This is a genomic window from Candidatus Poriferisodalis sp., from assembly GCF_965198245.1.
Classification (GTDB): Bacteria; Actinomycetota; Acidimicrobiia; order Acidimicrobiales; family Poriferisodalaceae; genus Poriferisodalis.
The window spans coordinates 1,231,999-1,248,131 of sequence record NZ_OZ240249.1 but is presented as its reverse complement, the minus strand read 5'-3'; the positions used below and the strand labels follow the sequence as shown (position 1 = coordinate 1,248,131).

The 16,133-nt window shown below is 66.1% G+C and carries 21 protein-coding genes; 5 read left to right on the top strand and 16 right to left on the bottom strand.

The genetic code is table 11. The features are described 5' to 3' along the window. Window positions 1-9: 9 nt before the first annotated feature. The 13 genes from ACOCMM_RS05925 to ACOCMM_RS05865 form a co-directional block, all read right to left on the bottom strand. Complete coding sequence (locus ACOCMM_RS05925; RefSeq protein ID WP_419552265.1) at window positions 10-402, bottom strand: PIN domain-containing protein; 393 nt, start codon at window positions 400-402, stop codon at window positions 10-12. Then, window positions 402-689, bottom strand: coding sequence for an AbrB/MazE/SpoVT family DNA-binding domain-containing protein (locus ACOCMM_RS05920; RefSeq protein ID WP_419552264.1), 288 nt, complete (start codon window positions 687-689; stop codon window positions 402-404). Before ACOCMM_RS05920 ends, ACOCMM_RS05925 begins: the two co-directional genes overlap by 1 nt. 64 nt (window positions 690-753) lie before the next feature. Beyond that, the gene (locus tag ACOCMM_RS05915; protein WP_419552263.1) at window positions 754-936 is read right to left on the bottom strand and encodes a hypothetical protein; all 183 of its coding nucleotides are present in this window, start codon (window positions 934-936) and stop codon (window positions 754-756) included. 10 nt (window positions 937-946) lie between these two features. Then, complete coding sequence (locus ACOCMM_RS05910; RefSeq protein ID WP_419552262.1) at window positions 947-1,492, bottom strand: NUDIX domain-containing protein; 546 nt, start codon at window positions 1,490-1,492, stop codon at window positions 947-949. Between the two features lie 10 nt (window positions 1,493-1,502). Then, the gene (locus ACOCMM_RS05905; RefSeq protein WP_419552261.1) at window positions 1,503-1,799 is read right to left on the bottom strand and encodes a 4a-hydroxytetrahydrobiopterin dehydratase; all 297 of its coding nucleotides are present in this window, start codon (window positions 1,797-1,799) and stop codon (window positions 1,503-1,505) included. A gap of 230 nt (window positions 1,800-2,029) precedes the next feature. After that, on the bottom strand, window positions 2,030-2,920 hold the full coding sequence (gene sufC, locus ACOCMM_RS05900) for a Fe-S cluster assembly ATPase SufC (RefSeq protein WP_419552260.1): 891 nt from the start codon (window positions 2,918-2,920) through the stop codon (window positions 2,030-2,032). Beyond that, window positions 2,917-3,249, bottom strand: a complete 333-nt coding sequence (locus ACOCMM_RS05895) for a non-heme iron oxygenase ferredoxin subunit (RefSeq protein WP_419552259.1) — start codon at window positions 3,247-3,249, stop codon at window positions 2,917-2,919. Before ACOCMM_RS05895 ends, sufC begins: the two co-directional genes overlap by 4 nt. After that, entirely contained in the window at window positions 3,246-4,487 is a 1,242-nt protein-coding gene (gene sufD / locus ACOCMM_RS05890) for a Fe-S cluster assembly protein SufD (protein ID WP_419552258.1), read from the bottom strand. The genes ACOCMM_RS05895 and sufD overlap by 4 nt, the downstream gene beginning before the upstream one ends. A gap of 33 nt (window positions 4,488-4,520) precedes the next feature. Next, entirely contained in the window at window positions 4,521-4,904 is a 384-nt protein-coding gene (locus tag ACOCMM_RS05885) for a hypothetical protein (protein WP_419552257.1), read from the bottom strand. Window positions 4,905-4,918: 14 nt separating this feature from the next. Beyond that, complete coding sequence (locus tag ACOCMM_RS05880) at window positions 4,919-5,794, bottom strand: HpcH/HpaI aldolase/citrate lyase family protein (RefSeq protein ID WP_419552256.1); 876 nt, start codon at window positions 5,792-5,794, stop codon at window positions 4,919-4,921. Between the two features lie 8 nt (window positions 5,795-5,802). After that, window positions 5,803-6,861, bottom strand: a complete 1,059-nt coding sequence (locus tag ACOCMM_RS05875; protein ID WP_419552255.1) for an HpcH/HpaI aldolase/citrate lyase family protein — start codon at window positions 6,859-6,861, stop codon at window positions 5,803-5,805. After that, a complete protein-coding gene (gene sufB / locus ACOCMM_RS05870; RefSeq protein ID WP_419552254.1) occupies window positions 6,861-8,273 on the bottom strand; it encodes a Fe-S cluster assembly protein SufB in 1,413 nt (470 codons plus the stop codon). The genes ACOCMM_RS05875 and sufB overlap by 1 nt, the downstream gene beginning before the upstream one ends. Window positions 8,274-8,331: 58 nt before the next feature. Further along, window positions 8,332-9,237 carry an LLM class F420-dependent oxidoreductase gene (locus tag ACOCMM_RS05865; protein ID WP_419552253.1) on the bottom strand — a complete coding sequence of 302 codons (906 nt, stop codon included), beginning with the start codon at window positions 9,235-9,237 and terminating at the stop codon, window positions 8,332-8,334. A gap of 115 nt (window positions 9,238-9,352) precedes the next feature. Between ACOCMM_RS05865 and ACOCMM_RS05860 the strand changes: the two genes are divergently transcribed. Continuing rightward, on the top strand, window positions 9,353-9,661 hold the full coding sequence (locus ACOCMM_RS05860; RefSeq protein WP_419552252.1) for a nucleotidyltransferase family protein: 309 nt from the start codon (window positions 9,353-9,355) through the stop codon (window positions 9,659-9,661). Continuing rightward, entirely contained in the window at window positions 9,651-9,992 is a 342-nt protein-coding gene (locus ACOCMM_RS05855; protein ID WP_419552251.1) for a DUF86 domain-containing protein, read from the top strand. The genes ACOCMM_RS05860 and ACOCMM_RS05855 overlap by 11 nt, the downstream gene beginning before the upstream one ends. A gap of 17 nt (window positions 9,993-10,009) precedes the next feature. Here the strand turns inward: ACOCMM_RS05855 and ACOCMM_RS05850 are convergent, their stop codons facing one another. Beyond that, window positions 10,010-10,528 carry a gamma carbonic anhydrase family protein gene (locus tag ACOCMM_RS05850; RefSeq protein ID WP_419552250.1) on the bottom strand — a complete coding sequence of 173 codons (519 nt, stop codon included), beginning with the start codon at window positions 10,526-10,528 and terminating at the stop codon, window positions 10,010-10,012. Window positions 10,529-10,613: 85 nt separating this feature from the next. On the opposite strand from ACOCMM_RS05850, the gene ACOCMM_RS05845 reads away from it, so the two are divergent. Then, window positions 10,614-12,707 (top strand): S9 family peptidase, encoded by a 2,094-nt coding sequence (locus ACOCMM_RS05845; protein WP_419552249.1) that lies wholly within the window; start codon window positions 10,614-10,616, stop codon window positions 12,705-12,707. 151 nt (window positions 12,708-12,858) lie between these two features. Here the strand turns inward: ACOCMM_RS05845 and ACOCMM_RS05840 are convergent, their stop codons facing one another. Next, complete coding sequence (locus ACOCMM_RS05840; protein ID WP_419552248.1) at window positions 12,859-13,233, bottom strand: MauE/DoxX family redox-associated membrane protein; 375 nt, start codon at window positions 13,231-13,233, stop codon at window positions 12,859-12,861. A 36-nt stretch (window positions 13,234-13,269) separates the two neighbouring features. Beyond that, complete coding sequence (locus tag ACOCMM_RS05835) at window positions 13,270-13,764, bottom strand: flavin reductase family protein (RefSeq protein WP_419552247.1); 495 nt, start codon at window positions 13,762-13,764, stop codon at window positions 13,270-13,272. A 97-nt stretch (window positions 13,765-13,861) separates the two neighbouring features. Here ACOCMM_RS05835 and ACOCMM_RS05830 point away from each other — a divergent pair, with 97 nt between their 5' ends. Further along, the gene (locus tag ACOCMM_RS05830) at window positions 13,862-15,382 is read left to right on the top strand and encodes a thioredoxin family protein (RefSeq protein WP_419552246.1); all 1,521 of its coding nucleotides are present in this window, start codon (window positions 13,862-13,864) and stop codon (window positions 15,380-15,382) included. A 226-nt stretch (window positions 15,383-15,608) separates the two neighbouring features. Next, window positions 15,609-16,127 carry a UGSC family (seleno)protein gene (locus ACOCMM_RS05825; RefSeq protein ID WP_419552245.1) on the top strand — a complete coding sequence of 173 codons (519 nt, stop codon included), beginning with the start codon at window positions 15,609-15,611 and terminating at the stop codon, window positions 16,125-16,127. Window positions 16,128-16,133: the final 6 nt, after the last annotated feature.

The window sequence follows — 16,133 nt, the reverse complement described above, 5'->3', positions numbered from 1 at the left end:
CCGAGCGCGTCAGAGTTCTACGCTGAGGTCGCGCCAGCGCCAGGGCGCGTCCGGAATGAGCAACTCGGGGTCACCCGTCCAGAGCTCGGCGTCATGGGCCACGGCGGTGGCCGCAGCGAACGCGTCTGCATAGGACATTCGATACTCCGACTTGAGCGTCGCCGCCTCGATGACTCGTGAGGCGGTTGGGATCTCAGCCGTCACGTTTCCCAAGAGCCGGGGCAGCACACGATCTGCGAGGGGCGATCCCCAGCGACGCCGAGTCGAGTAGTACACCTCGCCGACGTTGATCCACGACATCACGGCTTCGCTGCCTTCGAGCAACTCGGACATCCGGCGCTCAAGCGATTCCCTGCCCTGCATGAACTGCATGACCGGCCAAGCGTCCAGCACGACCGCCATCAGCCAGAGTGATCGTCGGTCTCGTCATCGGCCAGCGATGTCCCGTACCGGGCCAAGCGAGCTTCCTCACGCTCACGATCGGCTCGCCGTTCTGCGAGCAAGTCCTCGGTCAAGTCGGGTTCGCTCGGCAAGCAGCCGAACAATGAGGAAAGGTCGGTCACGCGGCGCACGCTCACCGCGTCGCCGTCGCACCAGAAGCTCACACGATCACCCGGTCGGATGCCGAGTTGGTCACGGATCTCCTTCGGAATCACGACTTGGCCCTTCGGCCCCACCCGATGAGTCATACTAAACAGTATAACTCACGCCCGAGCGGTCGGCTCCAACAGCGAGCATCGAGGTCCGTCTGACTCATGTAGTGGCAAGGTTCGGATCGTTGTCCAGGGTCAGCACAAAGGCGGCGTGATCGTCATGGCTCAAGAGGTCACCGAGAAGTCGATGCCAGCGCCCGACAGGCACTCTGAGCACCTCGGAGCCAAGGTCGATGATCTCGACACGGCTGCCGTCTTCGGAACTCCAGTGCCGGCGCGTCACGTCGTTCGTTCTACCAGCGGTGGCCGGGTGGGACTCCGGTCATCCATTCGGAGATTCGGCGCGAGGTGCCTGGCGTCGTGCCTGGCGGCAGTTCGCCCGGAGGGAAGAACGCCACTTCGGCAATTTCCGGCGAGACGGACTCTTCAACCCGCCAATCGGTGACGACGAACACGACGATGTGGTCGCTGCGACGCCCATGGCGCGAGGAGTACACGCCGAGCACCTTCCGGGGAGCCTCGGCAACGACAATGCCGGTCTCCTCACGCAGCTCTCTGGCTGCCGCCTCCGAGAGCGTCTCACGTGGCTTCACGCCGCCGCCTGGCAGGAACCAGCCGTCCCTGTAGGTGTGGCGGACCAAGCAGATCCGGCCTTTAGGGTCGACCACGAGTCCGCGCACACCGAGCGTGACCCGAGCCGGCCGCAGGCGCACCCATGCTTCGAAGAGCTGATGCAGCAGGCGGCGCGCGCCGGGCTTCGATTCGATCGTCCCCTCCACCATCTGCGGAGTTGCGGACCGTTCTCCCCTCTTGCGCCGCTTCAGGCGCCTGCGAGCCATCGAACAGCGATCAGCTTGCGCCGCCCGCCAAGCCGTCCATCGCGCGCGCCAGTGCAGCGTCCAGCTCGGTCACGCCGCCACGGTCGTGAGTGTTCAGCGCGACCTCCACCGTGCTGTACACGTTTGACCAGTTGGGGTGATGGTTCATCTTCTCTGCCACTAGGGCCGCAGAAGTCATAAATCCGAACGCCTCCACGAAGTTCCCGAAGCGGAACGTGCGTCGCAATTCGCTGCCCGACACGGCCCACTCCCCCAGATCGGCCGCCAGTCCTGCAAGTTCGTCCTGCGACAACAGCTCTCGTGCCATTGGATCATCCTCCCCATGTTTCCCCTTGCCCAGTCAACACCAACCGGCAGGCACATCGAAAGCGCGCTCTGCCGCTCGCGTCCAGAGGCTGAGCCGATAGGCGAAGCCGTGGCCCGAGCGGCCCGTGAGCCCGTATCGAATCGAAACTGGGAACAAGAGCGGGAAATGACTGGTGCGACAACGGAAAGGTTCACCTGTGCGCGCGGCCTCTCAGCAAGATTCAGCGGCGCTCAGCCCAATTCGTCGAGCGGGTCTGCCCAGGGGTCAGCAAACGGATCGTCGGCGGGTGACGACCGCGCGCCTGCAGCGAGGGAGCTGCCGAGCCCGCCGATGGACACCGCCACGCCAGCCTTTGGTTCGTCGGGCAGGTACGGCGCGTAACCGTCTTCCTCGAGCGCGTCCGCAAGCTCGGGTCCACCAGAGTCGACGATGCGACCATCCACGATCACGTGGACTTCGTCGGGGCGGAGGTACTCGAGGACCCGGGTGAAGTGCGTGATGGCCAGGACTCCCAGGCCGGCCTCGGTGAGCGCCTCGATGCGGTTGGCGCACGCTCGCAGAGCATCGATGTCGAGGCCGCTGTCGATCTCGTCCAGGATGGCGATGCGCGGCTGCAGCACCGCCAGCTGGACCGTTTCGTTCCGCTTCTTCTCGCCGCCTGACATGTCGACGTTCAGCGGCCGCGCCACCAGCTCGGCCTTCAGCCCGACTGCTGCAGCTTCGGCTTCGAGCAATTCCCGGGTCCGCTCCAGCTGTTCGGCACCCGAGCTGTCGTAGCCGGCCCGCAATGCAAGAGCCTCGGCCAGCGCCTGGGCTGCCGAGACACCTGGCACCTCGGTCGGATGCTGCATCGCCAGGAACAGCCCGGCTTGCGCTCGCTCCCAGGGAGCCAGGCTCAAGACGTCGACTCCGTCAAAGGTGACCGAACCGGCGGTGACCTCGTAGCCGGGTCGGCCCATCACCACGTGCGCGAGCGTGCTCTTGCCCGAGCCGTTGGGGCCCATGACTGCGTGCACCCGTCCCGAGGACACTTCGAGATCGACGCCTCGGAGGATCTCCTGACCGCCCGCGGACGCACACAGCCCTTCGATGCGCAGCGTGTGGGTGGAATTGGCGCTCATGGCAGCACCACCGCTACGCCTTCGCCTTGAGTGCGTATCTCGTAGACCGGCACGGGCTGGGTGGCGGGGAAGCAATTCGGCCGCCCGGTGCGCAGGTCGAAGCTCGACGAGTGCTGAGGGCACTCCAGCGCGCATTCTTCGGGCCAGACCCAGCCGTCGGCCAACGAGTAGTTCTGGTGGGTGCATCGATCGCCGATGGCATAGAAGTCGTCGCCGATGCGAGCGAGCGCGATGCGATGACCGTCGACATCGAAGCGTCGGGCTTCGCCGTCAGGCACATCATCTTGCTGGCACAGCACCACGGTGCGGACCTCGACTGCTTCGCTCATGACGCCCCTGCCGGGGATACCAGTTCATCGATGCGCCGGCGCACCGACGCAGAGATCTGCTGTGACGGCAGCGCGTCGAGGACCTCGTCGAAGAAGCCCCGCACCACGAGTGCCTCGGCCACGTCGGTCGGCACGCCACGGCTCTCGAGGTAGAAGCGCTGGTCAGCGTCGACGGGACCGGTCGAGGAGGCGTGGCTGCACTGCACGTCGTTGTTCTCGATCTCGAGGTTCGGCACCGACTCGGCCCACGCATGCGGCGACAGCTTCAGATTCCGGTTGGTCTGCTCAGCCACGACATGGAAGGCATCGGCCTCGATACGGATCAGCCCGGTGTAGACCACCCGGGCGTGGTCGTCGACCGCCCCCTTGAACAACAGGTCAGAGGTGGTGTGGGGTGCCACGTGGGTCTGGAAAGTGCGGAAGTCGAGCGTGGAAGTACCACGGCCGAAATACACAGCGTCGATCTCGCTGTGGCCGCCACGACCCGTCATGTCCGTGCCGATGCGGGCACGGGCATACGCGCCGCCCATCGCCACGTGCCCAATCCGCAGGTTGGCATCCCGGCCCACGTCCGAGCAGTGGTTGACGAGCTGCCACGCGGCAGCGCCGAGTTCCTGCACGGTGAGGTGGCCGAGGTGCGCACCGTCGCCGAGGCTCAGCTCGGTGAGTGGGCAGATGAGTGCAGGCGCGTCACCGCCGGTGTGGTGCTCGATAACGGTGGCCTGGCTTGTGCGTCCGGCCACCACGACGAGTCGGGGGAACCAGGCCAGTCCGTCCGCATCGGTGTGAACGTGGACGACGACGGGTGCAGCGATCACTGCCCCCGGCTCGATCCTGATCGCGACCGGCGCTGCGGACAGCGCCAGGTTCCAATCGCCGAACACATCGGGACCCTCAGGAGCCACGATTCCGATCAGATCCTCGGCGCCGTCATCGAGTGTCATCACGCTGATGCCGTCTGCCTGAACAGACACATCCACGATCGCCCCATTTGTGACGCGGATCACTGCGGCGGCATCGTCATCGACGCCCGCGACCAGACCCTCCGGGCCTGCGGAACCGCCGGGCGTTCCGAAGGCGTACCGATCAGCGTCGAGATCGTCGATTGGGGTGTAGCGCCAGACCTCTTCGGTGAACGACGGCAAGCCAAGTGCGGCCGCCCGGTCTGCAGCGACGCGGCGCCGCTTGGTCAACGCGTCGGAGCCGTCAAGCGCGTCGACCAGATTGGGCGTGAACACTGTTCGGAGGCTATCGGCGTGTCGGCGACGGGCTCAGTTGCCCCGGCGACGCTTCTTGCGCTGTTTCTTGCCGCTGCGACCTCGCATTTTGGCCCGGAGTCCCTTGGTTCGAGCATGCTCGGCGGCGACCTCTTCAAAGATGCGCGGACCTGCCGTATTCACAATGTCTTCGGCCTCATCCAGCAGCGCCGCAATGGAGTCGTCCACGCCGATGCTTTCGGGTTCCTTCGCGAAATTCTGAACGCCCAGAGAACCGTGCTGCCAGCCGACATCGAGGCGCCGGGGCGAATAGGAGGGACAATCCTCCGGGCAGCGCCACGGGGCCTCCGGCGCAAGGTCGAGATTGCACTTGCGCACCGTGTCGCCGTTCGGATACGTCCGGCTCTCGTAATGTTGGCAGTTCGTCCGCATCGGCATGGCAGCTGCGTCCCTCAGCGCTGTGCAATCGTGTCGGCGAGCGCAATGGCCCGCCGGGCCTCGTCCACGTGAAGATTCTCGACCATCTTGCCGTCCACAGTTACCACCCCACGACCTTCCGTGACCGCCGCTTCGAACGCTTCGATAACCCGGCGGTGGAAGTCCAGCTCGTCGAGGCTGGGTGAGAAGGCTTCATTGCACGGCTCGACCTGGGTGGGATGGATGAGCGTCTTGCCGTCGAAACCGAGGTTTGCTCCCTGCCGGCAGACCGCGGCGAATCCACTGGCATCGCGGATGTCGTTGTAGACGCCATCGAGAGCGCCCACGCCTGCCTCGCGGGCAGCCACCAGGCAGGTGGCCAAGTGCGGCACCAGCGCGGCACGATCAGGCGTGATGGTGGCCCGCAATTCCTTGGCCATGTCGTTGGTGCCCATCACTACGGCATCGGTTCGCTCGAATCCGGCGATCTCGCGGGCGTTGGCAATGCCCGCCGGAGTCTCGATCATGGCCCAGATGCGAGTGGAATCGGGCGCACCCGCTGCCTCCAGCAGGCCGGCCACCGCTGCCAGATCGGCGGCGCCTGACACCTTGGGGATGACCACCGCGGACGGCGCGGCGGCACCGACGGCAGCGACGTCATCACGCCCCCACGGAGTGTCGAGCCCGTTGCAGCGAATCGCCAGCTCCCGGTAGCCGTACTCGCCCGAAGACGCTGCAGCGCATGCGCCCTCGCGGGCGGTCTCCTTCGCATCGGGCGCCACCGCACCTTCGAGATCGAAGATGAGCGCGTCGGCGTCGATGCTGCGGGCCTTCTCCAGTGCCCGAGCGTTCGCCGCCGGCATGTACAGGACCGACCGTCGCGGGCGGGCGTAGGCAGTGCCGGAACTCATGGGAGATCTCAGGCGGTCTCGAGGCCGTAGGCCGTCGCCAGATCGGGATCGGCTGCCGCCAGATCACGAGCCAGTTGCAGCACCACCCGGCACTGCTTGACCGTGGCGTCGTCCTGCATCTTGCCGTCGATCATGACCGCACCCGTGCCGTCGCCCATCTCGGTCACCACCCGCTGCGCCCACGCCACCTCAGCGGGCTCAGGGCTGAACACCCGCTTTGCAATGTTGATCTGGCTGGGGTGCAGGCTCCACGCACCCACGCAGCCCAGCAGGTAGGCGTTGCGGAACTGGTCTTCGCAGCCGATCGGATCGGCGATGTCGCCGAACGGTCCGTAGTAGGGAAGGATCCCGGCGGTGCCGCAGGCATCCACCATGCGGGCCAGGGTGTAGTGCCACAGGTCTTGCTGGAACGACGTCCGAGCGTCGTCGTCAACCTCGGGCACCGGATCGGTGCGCACGAGGTAGCCCGGATGGCCGCCGCCGACCCGGGTCGTCTTCATGCGTCTGTCGGCAGCGAGGTCCGCTGGCCCGAGCGACAGGCCCTGCATGCGGGGGCTCGCCAGGCAGATCGACTCCACGTTGGCCACCCCCCGGGCTGTCTCCAAGATCGCGTGCACCAGCAGCGGCCGTTCGAGCCCCACACGGGCCTCAAGCTGCGCCAGCAACCGATCCACGTAGTGGATGTCGGAGGCGCCTTCCACCTTGGGGACCATGATCACGTCGAGCTTGTCGCCGATCTCGTGACACAGCGCCCAGACGTCGTCGAGAAACCACGGCGAGTCGAGGCTGTTCACGCGGGTCCACAGCTGCGCGTGACCCGGTTCCCACGCCTTGCCCACCTCGATCAGTCCGGCCCGGGCAGCGTCCTTGTTGTCAGCAGACACGGCGTCTTCGAGGTTGCCGAGCAACACGTCGACGGTTGGTGCGATGGCGGGCACTTTGGCCCGCATCCGTTCATTCGACGGATCGAAGAAGTGGATCATGCGCGAGGGCCGGAACGGAACCTCGCGCAGCGGTTGGGGCGCCCCGAGCGCCAGCGGGGCAAAGAAGTCTTTTGGGCTGCGCATCAGCCGATCGATCCCTCCATCTGAAGCTCGATCAGCCGGCTCCACTCGACGGCGTACTCCATCGGCAAGGTGCGCGTCACCGGCTCGATGAAGCCGTTCACGACCATGCCCATTGCCTGTTCTGCCGACAGGCCGCGGCTCATCAGGTAGAAGAGCTGCTCGTCGGCGACCTTGGACACCGTGGCCTCGTGGCCGATCTCGGCATCGCGTGAGCCGATCTCTTGGTACGGGTAGGTGTCCGATCGGCTGTCCTGGTCGAGCAGCAGGGCATCGCACTGCACGTGGCTGCGGCAGCCGCTCATGCCCTCTTCGACCCGCACCAGCCCGCGGTAGGTGGTGCGCCCGCCGTCCTTGGAGATGGACTTCGAGACGATCTTCGAGGTGGTCTCGGGCGCGGCATGCACCATCTTGGCTCCGGCGTCCTGGTGCTGGCCGGCGCCGGCGTAGGCAACCGAGAGCACCTCGCCCGAGGCCTTGGGCCCCATCAGGTACACGGCCGGGTACTTCATGGTGAGGCGCGAGCCGATGTTGCCGTCGATCCACTCGACGTGGGCCTCGTCGTAGGCGGCCGCCCGCTTGGTGACCAGGTTGAACACGTTGTTCGACCAGTTCTGGATGGTGGTGTAGGTGATACGTGCGCCCGGCAGCGCCACCAACTCGACGACGGCTGAATGCAGCGAGTCGGTCGTGTACACCGGGGCCGAGCAGCCCTCGATGTAGTGCACCGTGGCACCTTCGTCGGCGATGATCAGCGTCCGCTCGAACTGGCCCATGTTCTCGGCGTTGATACGGAAGTACGCCTGCAGCGGCATCTCCACCTCGACGCCGGGCGGCACATAGATGAACGACCCGCCGGACCACACAGCCGAGTTCAACGCTGAGAACTTGTTGTCACCCGGCGGGATCAGCTTGCCGAAATAACGCTGCACGATCTCGGGGTATTCCTTGACGGCGGAGTCCATGTCGCTGAACAGCACGCCCTGGGCTTCGAGGTCCTCGCGGTTGCGGTGGTAGACGACCTCAGACTCGTACTGCGCCGTGACGCCGGCGAGGTACTTGCGCTCGGCCTCGGGGATACCCAGCTTCTCGTAGGTGTCCTTGACCGAGTCGGGCAGCTCTTCCCAGGCATCGACCTGACCCTCGGTGGGCTTGATGTAGTAGTAGATGTCGTCGAAGTAGATCTGCGACATGTCCCCGCCCCAGTTGGGCATGGGCTTGCGCTGGAAGATCTTGTAGGAACGCAAGCGGAAGTCCAGCATCCACTGGGGCTCTTTCTTGAGCGCGGACATCTCGCGGATGATCTCTTCGTTCAAACCCTTGCGCGGCTTGAAGACGTAGTCTTCCTCGTCGCTCCACCCCAGCTTGTACTTGCCGAGGTCGATTCCGACGGCAGCTTCGGCGGTGTCGGTCATAAGTTCAGCCTAACGCCGCTCGCCGCCGGGTCCGAGTGCACCGGTCGGCGGCAAGACCTCAGCTCAGCAGAGCGGGGGCGAGGCGGCGCCAGCCGTCGAATGCAGCCTCAGGATTTGGGGCCAGAACCTGCACGCAGACGTGATCTGCGCCGGCATCGAAGTGGGCATCCACACGGGCCTTGACGTCTTGCTCGGTGCCCCAGACCACGATGGCATCGACCAGCTTGTCTGACGGTCCCCCGTAGGGGCCGCCGTTGATGTCGGCCTGGGTGAAACCCAGCCGCAGCAGGTTGTTGGCGTAGTTCGGCAAGCCCAAGTAGATGGCCATGTTCTTGCGGGCCAAGGTCCGGGCCGACTCGGCGTTGGTGTCCAGAATCGCCATCTGCTCGGGATAGAGCGCTGCTTCGGGACCCATGGTCTCGCGAGCCACCGCGGTGTGCTCGGGCGGCACGAAGTAGGGGTGGGCGCCGGCGGTTGCCGTGGCTGAGAGCTCCAGCATCTTCGGGCCGAGGGCCGCCAGCACGATCTCGGGCAAGTCTTGAGGGCCGTGGGCCATGAAGCGGGCCTTGTTCATGCGCTCGAGGTACTCGCGCATGTAGCTCAGCGGCCGGGAGTAGTCGTGCTTGCGGATGTACTCCACCAGGTGGTGGTGGCTGACGCCGAGGCCCAGCAGGAAGCGCCCTGGGAAGGCCTCGTCGATGGTGCGCAGCGTGTTCGCCATCGTCATGGGGTCACGGGCGTAGATGTTGGCAATGCCGGTGGCGATCTTGATGGTGCTGGTGCCCTCCAGCAGGCGGGCGGCCGCTACGAAGGGATCACGCCCGACCGCCTCGGGGACCCAGAACGCGCCGTAGCCAAGTTCCTCCGCTTCGGCGACAAATTCCACACCTTGCGCGGACGGCAACGCGTCGAGCACCCCCGTCCAGATGCCGATACGTCCCAAGTCGATGCTTCCCATGCTCATGGACTGCGACGCTACTGCCGCGCCATGCCGCGCGTTCTGGTCGTGAGCAGGTCGGCGGTCAATCCCAGCAGACGGGATACCGTGTCAAAGTGGAGCGCGACGGGGGCGGACAAGCGTGATCAACACCGTGGCGGAACAAGCCGACGAGGTTGAGCGCCTGTGCAAACGCTTCAACGTTCAGCGTCTCGAGCTGTTCGGATCGGCCGCCCAGGGGACATTCGACCCCAGCCGCAGCGATCTGGATTTCATCGTCGATTTTCGGCCTGCCGCCTTGGACAACTATGCCGACACGTACTTCGGACTTCTGGAGGCCCTTGAAGACCTCTTCGGAAGGGCAGTCGACTTGGTAGTCCACTCAACGATCAAGAACCCCTACTTCCTCAAGGCAATCGAGGAGACCAGGACCGCCGTATATGAGGCTTGAGAGCCGCAAGTACCTCGACGACATACGGCGGGCCACGCAATCGCTCATGGAATTCACCAGCGGCAAGTCCCTCGCCGACTATCTCGCCGATGCCATGTTGCGCTCCGCGGTCGAGCGACAGTTCGAGATCATCGGCGAAGCAATGACACGGCTTGCGCGGAGCGACGATTCGGCTGCTGCTCGCATCACCGCACACAGGCGCATCATCGCATTCCGCAATGTGCTGATCCACCAGTACACCGATGTCGACGACCGCCTCGTTTGGGACGTCGCGGAAAAGAGCCTGCCGACCCTCGCCCAAGAGGTCGAAACGCTGTTGAGCGAGGAATAACGCAGCCGGTCGCTGGATCAGTCGATGCGGTGGAGTTCGCCCATGTAGCGGACCCGGCGGTCGAGGTAGTTCTGCACGCCCGGCAGGATCAGCGAAGCGGTGTCGGGGTGCTCGCGGATCTTGGCTGGCGTTCCAACCGCGATGGCGCCCGGCGGGACCTTCATGCCGCCCGGCACGACGGCCCCGGCGCCCACCAGCGCCCGCTCGCCGATCTCGGCATCGTGCAGCACGATCGCCCCGGTGCCGATCAGCGCCTCGTCATGCACTACGCCACCCTCGATGTGCGCCAAGTGTCCGATCGTGCAGCGCTCCCCCACCGTCGTGGACCACTCCTCGGTGACGTGCAGCACGGCGTTGTCCTGCACCGAGGTGCCAGCGCCCACGACGATGTCGTTGTCGTCGCCGCGCAGCACCGCACCCGACCAGATCGAGGCCTCGGGGCCAATCGTGACTCTACCGATAATGATCGCCTCAGGCATCACGAAGGCGTCAGGGTGAATGTCGGGCACGTAGTCGCCAAGCGCGTAGATAGGCACGGTGCAACGCTAGGTGCAGCGATGGCTGCGCACCACCCGCCCCGAACGACGGCGCGAGCGCTATGCCCGGTACGGTGCGCACTCCATGGCGCAGCCTCCTGTGGCACCAAAGCGGCCGCACGTCCGGCGAGTGCACGGCACCGATACCGACGATCTGTGGCACTGGCTGGCAGACCGCGACGACCCGATGGTGCGGGAGTACCTGGAAGCCGAGAACGTCTATACAGCGGCAGCCACCGAGCACCTGGCCGATCTGCGCGAGGCCCTCTTCGAAGAGATCAAGTCGCGGATCAAAGAGACCCACCAGTCGCTGCCGACGCCGAAGGACCAGTGGGAGTACCGGGCTCGCACTGTCTCAGGTCTCCAGTACGGCATCCACGTTCGGCGGCCCAGAGGCGGGAATGACGAGCAGGAAACCGTGCTGCTCGACGAGAACGAGCTGGCCGACGGGCACGACTACTTCGCTGTCGGCGATCTGGCAGTCAGCCCCGATCATCGGCTGCTCGCCTACACCACCGACACCGACGGCGACGAGAAGTACTCGCTGACGGTCTTCGAGATCGCCAGCGGTCGCGTTCTCGATGCGCCCGGTATGCCCACAGAGGGCTGCGGGCTGGCAGACCTCAGCTACGGCTTGATCTGGGCGAACGACAACTCGACCATGTTCGTCGTGCGCACCGACGACGCCCAGCGTCCGAACCGTGTGATCCGCCACGTCGTCGGCACCGACCCGGCCGATGATGTCGAGATCTACCGGGAGGACGACGAGCGGTTCTGGGTCGGTGTCGGAGCCTCCCGCAGCGAGCGGTACATCGGGATCGGGTGCGAGTCGAAGACCACCTCCGAGCATCGTCTGCTCGACGCCGACGATCCGACTTCGGGGCTGCTGCTTGTGCAGGCGCGCTGCCACGGCGTCGAATACGGCGTCGACCACCAGGGCGATCGCCTGCTCATCGTCACCAATGACGGCGCCGAAGACTTCCGACTCATGGAAGCGCCGCTTCCGACTGGAGACGGGACCGACTCACGTCTGTGGCGGGAGCTCATCGGTGCTCGGCCTGGGGTCCGCCTCGACGGCGTGGACTGCTTCGCCGACTTCGCTGTCGTCCACGAGCGCAAAGACGGACTGGTGTCGATGCACGTCCACGACACCCGCTCCGCAGGCGACGGGTCCCCGCTGGGCCCGGGGTTCGAGATCGAGATGCCCGAACCCGTCTACGAGGCAGGTGGCGGCTCGAACGCCGAGTACCAGACCAAGCGGTACCGCTTCGGCTACACGTCGATGGTGACGCCTCCGTCGATCTTCGAACTGGACCTCGACAACCATGAGCGAGAACTGCTGGATCAGCTCCCGGTGCTGGGCGACGTCGACCTGACGGCGTACCAGACCGAGCGCATCAGGACGACAGCTCCCGACGGCACCGAAGTCCCCATCAGCGTGGTGTGGAAGCCGAGCGCCATCGGTTGGCCTGCGCCGTGCCTGTTGTACGGCTATGGCGCGTACGAAATGCCGATGCCGGCGTCGTTCTCGACGGCGCGGTTGTCGCTGCTCGACCGGGGAGTTCTATTCGCGATCGCCCATGTTCGCGGCGGCGGCGAGCTCGGCCGCCCCTGGTACGAAGGCGGCAAGCTGGCCAAGAAGTCGAACACGTTCGATGATTTTGCTGCGTGCGCTGAGCATCTCGCAGCAGCCAATTGGGCCGACCCCGCACGGATCGCTGCCCGGGGAGGCAGCGCTGGCGGATTGCTGATGGGTGCCATGGTGAACCGCCGGCCGGAGTTGTTCTGCGGCGTGGTTGCCGAAGTGCCGTTCGTGGACGTGCTGAACACGATGCTCGACCCCGACATCCCGCTCACGGTCACCGAGTACGACGAGTGGGGCGACCCCGCCGAGCCGGCGGCGTTCGAGACGATTCGCTCGTACGCGCCCTACGAGAACGTGGAAGCCGTCGACCATCCGGCGCTGCTGGTGACCGCTGGGCTCAACGACCCGCGGGTCCAGTACTGGGAGCCTGCCAAGTGGATCGCCAAGCTCCGCGACACGACGACGTCGACCAAGCCGATCCTGCTGCGCACCGAGATGGGCGCCGGCCACGGCGGCCCGTCAGGTCGCTACAACGCCTGGCGTGACGAGGCGTTCATTCTGGCCTTCATCTGCGACGTGCTCGACGTGGCGTAGGCGGAGCTACGGGCAACGCAGATAGGTCACGGCTTGGCGGAGCAGAGGTCGCGGATTCTCTGCGCAAGTTTGCTGCCTGCAGCGGCATTTCTGCACAAAGTCCGACGCCAACCATCTCGCTGCGCAAAATTGCTGCCGGTATGCGCGGCTTCTAAGCGAGGGCCACGACGGCGAGCGCGGCGAGCACGCCGTTTCGCAACAGCGAGCCGGCGCCCACCGGCTTCGCAGACCAGCGACCGAAGCAGGCGCACACGGGTCGGTCGTCAAGCGGACGCCTCAGCACCCGCGCCAACGCCGCGCTGAAGGCCGCCAACAACGCCAGCGCCAGCCACGCGGGCCACGGCTCGGCCAGCCCTGCCGCCAAGCCCGCTCCCAACACGATCTCAATTGGAGCGATGAGCGACACCGACCAGCGGGGCGCACCCATCGCTCGGGCGGCGCCAGGCCACGAAGGATCACGCAGCTTCAGCGCCCCCGACGCCAGGAACAGCACGCCCAGCGCTACCCGGGCGACGGTGCCGATCACCTGGTCGCCCGATCACCGGGCCACGCCGCCCCGCCGTCAGGCAAAGGTGCCGTAGCCACCCTTCCAGAAGAGCAGGGGGTCCTTGGCGTCGAGCACATCGAGCTCCACGACACGTCCCACCACGATGTCGTGGTCCCCCCCGTCGTAGACCGCCTCGATGGTGCAGTCGATGTAGGCGATCGAGCCGTCGATAATCGGTGCGCCTGTCGGTCCCGGCCGCCACTCCACGTCGACGAACTTGTCGTCGGCCCGGCTGGCCATGACGCCGCAGGTGGCCATCTGGTCCTGGGCCATGATGTTCACGCAGAACGAGCCAGCCGCCCGGATGTCGGCCCATGACGTCGAGTCCTTGGTGGGCAGGAATGCCACGAGCGGCGGATCCAGCGACACCGACGTGAACGAGCCGATGGCCATGCCGACGGGACGGCCCTCGTTGTCGGCGGTCACGGCGGTCACACCGGTCGGGAAGTGCCCAAGCACGCTGCGGAAGAGCCCGGAATCGATGGTCGGCTGGTCGCTCGCGTCAGTCACGGCTGCAACCCTAGACACGCCATCGGTGCCGTTTCCCCGTCTCGATGGTGCCCGCAGCACCCGGTCGGCCCCATACAGCCCTATGTAGCCTCCGGCCATGACTTCGAGCGCTGACGGGAACACGGCCAACACGGCGGCGGCGGACTTGCCACACGATGGCCTAGTGGCCGTGGTGAAGTGGGACTGCCCGACGTGCGAGCTGGTCGCGCCGGTGCTTGCAGACATCGAAGCCCGGGGTTCGCTGACCGTGTTCACCCAGGACGATCCTGCCTTCCCCGAGGCTGTCGCAGCCAAGGTGCACGACGCCGATCTCGGGTTCTCATGGCATCACGACATCGAGACCGTCCCGACGCTGATGCGCTTCGCCGACGGCGACGAGGCCGGTCGAATTGTCGGCTGGATGCGATCCGAGTGGGAGTCGTTCACCGGCCTCGACAGCTTGGGCGAAGGGCTGCCCGAATTTCACCCCGGATGCGGCTCGCTGTCGGTGGATCCAGCCCATGCTGACGCTCTCGAAGCACGATTCGGCAGCTCGGGCCTGAGCGCTCGCCGCGTCGAGTTCGGCAGCCAGGAAGACATCCACGAGGCGATGTTCGATCGGGGCTGGTCGGACGGCCTGCCGCTGGTGCCCCCGACTGCCGAACGGGTTGCAGCGATGCTCGCGGGGACATCACGTGCTCCCGACGACCTGGTCGCCAACGTCGCACCGGATCTCGCCGACTGCACAGTCGAAAAGGCTGCCGTCAACGCAGTCATGGCTGGCTGCCGACCTGAGCACTTCCCGGTTGTGCTCGCAGCGCTGACTGCTGTCTGCAACGACACGTTCAACATGCACGGAATGCTGGCCACCACCATGCCGGTAGGGCCTGTGTTCATCGTCAACGGCCCCATTGCGCGCCAGATCGGCATGAACAGCGGCATCAACGTCTTCGGTCAGGGCAACCGGGCCAACAGCACCATCGGCCGGGCGGTGCAGCTGATCGTGCGAAACGTCGGCGGGGGCCGGCCCGGCGAGGTTGACCGGGCAGCGCTGGGCCAACCCGGCAAGGTGGGCTTCTGCTTCGCTGAAATCGAAGGCGGCATCGAGACTGCGCCCGGCTCCGGCGACGGCGATGCCGGCACCGGCTGGGATCCGCTGTGCACAGACTTCGGCTTCGAAACCGGAGCGAACACGGTGACGGCCTTCCCCGGCGAAGCGCCCCGCTCAGTCGTCGACCAGATGTCACGCGATCCCGAATCGCTGGCGCGCACGATGGCGGCCGCGCTGAATGCGATCCACCACCCCAAGCTCGTGCTGGGCTTCGATGCAATCCTGGCGGTGGCACCCGACCACTCCCGTGTCTTCATCGACAGCGGCTGGTCCCGCCAGCAGACGGCCCTGCGCATCAACGAGCTGACGACCCGTCCCGGCGCCGAATTGGTGCGCGGCGCGGGCGGCATCGCCGAGGGAGTCCCCGAGTTCCTGGCCGAGACGGACCTCTCCAAGTTCCGTGAGGGAGGCCTGCACCTCGTGCACTGCGGTGGCGGTGCTGGCCTGTTCTCGGCGGTCATCGGCGGTTGGGTGAACGGCGATGTGGGATCCCAACCCGTGTGTGTCGAGATCGATCCGTGGCGCTAGCAACGCCACTCGTCCCCGGGGAAGTTCGGGCCCTGGGCTACCCGCTCTTGTTCGCTACGCTCACGGACCGCTCAGGCCCTGCGCTACCCGCTCTTGTTCGCTACGCTCACGGACCGCTCAGGCCCTGGGCTACCCGCTCTTGTTCGCTACGCTCACGGACCGCTCAGGCCCTGGGCGACTACAGTCGATCGGGACGTGCCCACCGGATCCACACAGGGGAGACCACATGAGCACTGTCGTTTTGGACCCCACCAACGAGGCGGCACCTGCGCACCGTGAACGCGTGGCGCGGCCCGGCTCGCTGGATGGCCTCACCGTCGGCCTGCTGGACATCAGCAAGCCACGCGGCGACCGGTTTCTGAACCGGCTGGAGGAACGGCTGACCGAGCGTGGCCTGCGGGTCGAGCGCTACTCCAAGCCCACGTTCACCAAGCCGGCGCCGGTCGACCTGCGCCACGAGATCGCCACCCAGTGCGACGTGGTGATCGAAGCGCTAGCCGATTGAGGCAGCTGCACGTCGTGCAGTGTGCACGACATCGCTGATCTGGAACGCCGCGGCATTCCGTCCGTCTTCGTCGCCACCGTCCAATTCGTCGACGGTGCCGAGGTGCAGGGCAAGGCCCTCGGCTTCGACCCTGCTGCGGTGTGGGTGGAGCATCCCATCCAGGACCGCACCGACGACGAGATGGTCGCCATCGCCGACAAGGCCTTCGACGAGCTCATCGAGCAACTTGTCGCTTCGTGAGCGACA